The following is a 3515-nucleotide window of genomic DNA, read 5'->3' as shown; positions in this document are numbered from 1 at the left end:
GGGCGGGCGATCCCGCGAAGCCTGCACTGTCACTGCTCGGCTCCCTCCTCGACAGCGAGGTGAAGGCAGGAGACCGATTCCGCACCGGGTTCGACTTGGGCAAGGCGGTCGCCGCGGTCGACAAGGAACTCGGCGGCCGGGTCGATGCCGAGATGCTTTGGCGCACTGCGGCGGCGAACGCGAGCGGCTACGGCACCGCGTACCTGCTTGCTGTCCTGCACAGGGTTGACCCCGTGGCGGCTGACCGTGCCGCGCGGTACCTGGCCGGGGCATGGGATGCCGGTGACTCTCTCGGCGAGTGGATCTATCAGTGGCGCGAGGAGATCGGCGCCGGGCAGCCGCTGACGCTGCACGGCTTCGCCGACATCGACCTCCCCACGGAGGCGACCCGATGAGCTTCGATATCGCTCCGCACGTGGTCGTCGACCACGTGGCCAAGACCCTCACCGTCGGCGGCGAGGAGTTCCCCTGGTGCCTCACCGCGGAGGGCCCGCAGGTGCGGCACGAGAACGACACCGCGCTGGTCACTCTCACGTTCATGGCCGAGTCCGCCGAGGTGCGTCCGGAGGAGATCCGATGACCGTCGTCATGCCCACGAAGATCAGCTACGAGTCCTTGCCCGGCGAGAACTGCGCCAGCTGGACCATCGAGGTCCAGCGCTGGGACAACGTCGTTGACCGGCCGGTTCGCCGGTCTCCGTCTGCTGCCGACCTGCCGCTCGAGGTGCGCGAAGCCATCAGCGAATGGCTCGGTGAAGCATGACCCGCCGCACCCTGACCCTGACCTGCGACCACTGCGGTGACCTCGTCCGCCGGCACCTCGCCGAAACCGAGACCATGGCCGCCGTCCTCCCCGAGCTCCGCGCCCAGCTGTTCGCCGAGGGCTGGGCGCACGACGACGACGGCGACACCTGCCCCGCCTGCACCGAGACCGCCGCCGAGCCGGTCGACCTCATCCCCACCCAGGAGATCCGAGCATGACCATCCCCGCTGTCACCCCGCCCACCTCCGTTGAGATCGCCGCTGCCGTCGAGCTTCTGCAGCGGGTGCCGAACGTTGGCGTCCACAGCACGCTCATGGAGGTCATGGCCTTCAACTCGCCGACTGTGCGAATGGCGCGGGACCTGAATGACTGGCTCCAGGTAGCTGATTCTGCCGCCGACACCCTCGCCGTCAAGATCACCGAGCTCGCTGCCCGTCACGGCCTGCGCATCACCGCCGACACCGCACCGGCCCCAGCGCGCGACCCCTTCGCCCCCGAACCCCGCGAGCTCGTCCTCGCCCGGGACGAAGCGAACATCCTGCGCGAGAAGCTGGCCGCCGCCGAGGTCGAGAACAAACGACTCCGCGCCTCACGCGGTGAGCTGCTCGGCTACCAGCATCTCGACTTCGCGATGGATGGCTGGCGTCATGTGGATGCCGCGACCTGGTACGGCCCCACTGTCAATGGCCACCGCAACGTCATGGCCGACGCCGCGAGTGAGAACTACCGGGCCGTCGCTGTGTACCTGCTCCCCGAAGGCGGCAAGGCATGAAGATCCACATCGAGCCGGGGGCCGCTCTCGATGCCCTCGCCCAGCACATCGACCAGCAGCGGGCCGCTCTCCTCAACGCCGACGACCGGCACACCGAGGAACTCCAGCACGCGCGGGCCGAGGCTCACATCCTGCGGGAGAAACTGATCGAGGCCGAACAGGATGTGGACCGGCTGGCCACGGCCCTCGGTGAAGCCAACGCCGCCCGGATCGAGATTCTCGCCGCTCTTGCCGCAGTGCAGAACGGGGTCCCCGCCGATCCCGGCTACCTCGACACCCTCCCGGACGGTTCAGCCGTGATCGACCAGCACGGCGTGATGTGGCAGCGCTGGACAACCCCCGGCCTGTCAACCCGCTGGTGGGCACACGCACCCACCCTGGCCAACCCGTCCGGCGGCCAATGGTCGGAGGGCTCCGGCCGGTGGACCAGTGCAGCCCTGACAGCCCAGCGCGGCCCGGTCCGGGTCATCCACATCCCCGCACCTGAAGGCGGCAAGGCATGAGCACCGACCTCACACCCGACACCGCACTGTCCCAGCGCCCGATCGGCTCGACCGTCCGGCTCACCGATCAGGAGCTGACCGAGGCCGCGGAGCTCATCGAGGAGGGCGACGGTGACCTGATCGCCGACGAGGTGATCCTGGCGCTGATCGGCGAGGTCCGTGCCGCGCGGGTTCGCATCGCTGAGTGGGAAGAGTCGGCCGCCCGATCGATCCAGCACCTCCGCCGCGTTGTCGAAGGTGGCCAGTCATGACCGACCCGAACCCCGTCGTCGCCGCTCTCCTCGCCTCCGGCCGCCGCGAGCTCGCCGAGCACCGCGTCACCAATCTCCGCACACCCAAACCCGCACCCACCGAGGACACCGCTGTGATCGACGCTGAGACCCCCGCTGACCCGATCCCCGCCGACGACCAGCCGCACGCCTATGTCGCGATCAAGCGGACGCACAGCCCCTACGCCGACCGCCCGGAGTGGGCCGAAGACATTCACCTGATCCCGGCCCACCAAGCCTCCGAGATCGCCTACTGGCGCACCCGTCCCGGCTACACCCTCCTGGCTATCGGCCCGGACGGGGACACCGGCACCCGCTGGATGGGCGATGCCGTCATCGACACACTGATCGCACAGCTCAAGGAGGCCAACGCCCGCGCCGACCACCTGGCTGCTCAGTTGGCTGAAGCTCAGCCCGAGTACCCCACGTGCGACACCTGCGGTCGCGTCCAGGTCCACGGCACCGTCTACGCCGAATGCGAGTGCCCGTAATGGCGAGTGACCGCGACACCCCGACCGCGCTGGAGATGCACCGGCTCCTGGCCGTCCTCAAGGTGTACGACCCTGCCGCCGAGACCAGCACGCACGAGCAGTCGCTGGCCCGCGCTCTGCATGCGACCAGCCGATTCCCTGGCGCATACCGCGACGACTCGCCTACCTGGATCACCCCGCCGTCCCGCCGTCTAGTCCTGACGGCGGGGGAGTCGGTGACCCTCGACGGCCCGGCCGTCGTCCTGCATCTCCCGATCGCACCAAAGGAGCCCCGTGATGGCGAGTGACCGCGAGACCCTGACCGGCCTGATCTACGGCGAAAGGCTCTACGCCACGCGGGACCAGTGCGAGGAGGCCGCGAAACGCCTCAACGCTGTGGGCGTGCGTCCACCCGCCCGCGAGATCACGGACTATTCCGAGTTCACGAATATGCCTGTAGGGACCGTAGTCATGGGGACCGACACCTGCACGGTTTGGCAGCGCGTCACCGATGGATGGCTCTGGGTTGGCCACAACATTCCCGCCTACCACTACGAGGTGTTCCGGGACGACAAGTCCGTCACTGTCCTGTACGTCCCCACCGAGGAGACCGACTGCCGGCACGACAGCCGTAGCGGTGCTGGCGGGCGGTGGCGGTGCGACCAGTGCGACACCGATTGCGGGCCGGACACCTACCTCACCCCCACCGAGGAGAAGAGCCGTGGCTGATCCCGGCCTG

General features: G+C 68.9%; 9 protein-coding genes and 1 pseudogene. All 10 read left to right on the top strand.

Translation table 11 applies throughout. From position 1 onward, the window contains the following. Nucleotides 1-395: pseudogene (locus tag ACFWPK_RS34480) on the top strand (hypothetical protein); the annotation flags it as partial. Beyond that, entirely contained in the window at nt 392-580 is a 189-nt protein-coding gene (locus ACFWPK_RS34475) for a hypothetical protein (RefSeq protein ID WP_378923055.1), read from the top strand. The pseudogene ACFWPK_RS34480 and the gene ACFWPK_RS34475, both read left to right, overlap by 4 nt. Continuing rightward, nucleotides 577-762, top strand: coding sequence for a hypothetical protein (locus ACFWPK_RS34470; RefSeq protein WP_378923053.1), 186 nt, complete (start codon nt 577-579; stop codon nt 760-762). The genes ACFWPK_RS34475 and ACFWPK_RS34470 overlap by 4 nt, the downstream gene beginning before the upstream one ends. Then, the gene (locus ACFWPK_RS34465) at nt 759-980 is read left to right on the top strand and encodes a hypothetical protein (protein WP_378923052.1); all 222 of its coding nucleotides are present in this window, start codon (nt 759-761) and stop codon (nt 978-980) included. The genes ACFWPK_RS34470 and ACFWPK_RS34465 overlap by 4 nt, the downstream gene beginning before the upstream one ends. Beyond that, nucleotides 977-1534 (top strand): hypothetical protein, encoded by a 558-nt coding sequence (locus ACFWPK_RS34460; RefSeq protein ID WP_378923050.1) that lies wholly within the window; start codon nt 977-979, stop codon nt 1532-1534. Before ACFWPK_RS34465 ends, ACFWPK_RS34460 begins: the two co-directional genes overlap by 4 nt. Continuing rightward, nucleotides 1531-2037, top strand: a complete 507-nt coding sequence (locus ACFWPK_RS34455; RefSeq protein ID WP_378923048.1) for a hypothetical protein — start codon at nt 1531-1533, stop codon at nt 2035-2037. Before ACFWPK_RS34460 ends, ACFWPK_RS34455 begins: the two co-directional genes overlap by 4 nt. Continuing rightward, complete coding sequence (locus tag ACFWPK_RS34450; protein WP_378923047.1) at nt 2034-2288, top strand: hypothetical protein; 255 nt, start codon at nt 2034-2036, stop codon at nt 2286-2288. Before ACFWPK_RS34455 ends, ACFWPK_RS34450 begins: the two co-directional genes overlap by 4 nt. Continuing rightward, the gene (locus ACFWPK_RS34445) at nt 2285-2797 is read left to right on the top strand and encodes a hypothetical protein (RefSeq protein WP_378923046.1); all 513 of its coding nucleotides are present in this window, start codon (nt 2285-2287) and stop codon (nt 2795-2797) included. The genes ACFWPK_RS34450 and ACFWPK_RS34445 overlap by 4 nt, the downstream gene beginning before the upstream one ends. Next, entirely contained in the window at nt 2782-3084 is a 303-nt protein-coding gene (locus ACFWPK_RS34440; RefSeq protein ID WP_378923044.1) for a hypothetical protein, read from the top strand. The genes ACFWPK_RS34445 and ACFWPK_RS34440 overlap by 16 nt, the downstream gene beginning before the upstream one ends. Further along, nucleotides 3074-3505: a hypothetical protein gene (locus ACFWPK_RS34435; RefSeq protein WP_378923042.1), complete on the top strand. Its 432-nt coding sequence runs from the start codon at nt 3074-3076 to the stop codon at nt 3503-3505. The genes ACFWPK_RS34440 and ACFWPK_RS34435 overlap by 11 nt, the downstream gene beginning before the upstream one ends. The last annotated feature ends 10 nt before the right edge of the window (nt 3506-3515 follow it).

The sequence above is a fragment of the Nocardia sp. NPDC058519 genome, from assembly GCF_042719755.1.
Lineage (GTDB): Bacteria > Actinomycetota > Actinomycetes > Mycobacteriales > Mycobacteriaceae > Nocardia.
Note: the sequence above shows the minus strand (reverse complement) of the source record. Positions and strands in the feature narration are given on the sequence as shown.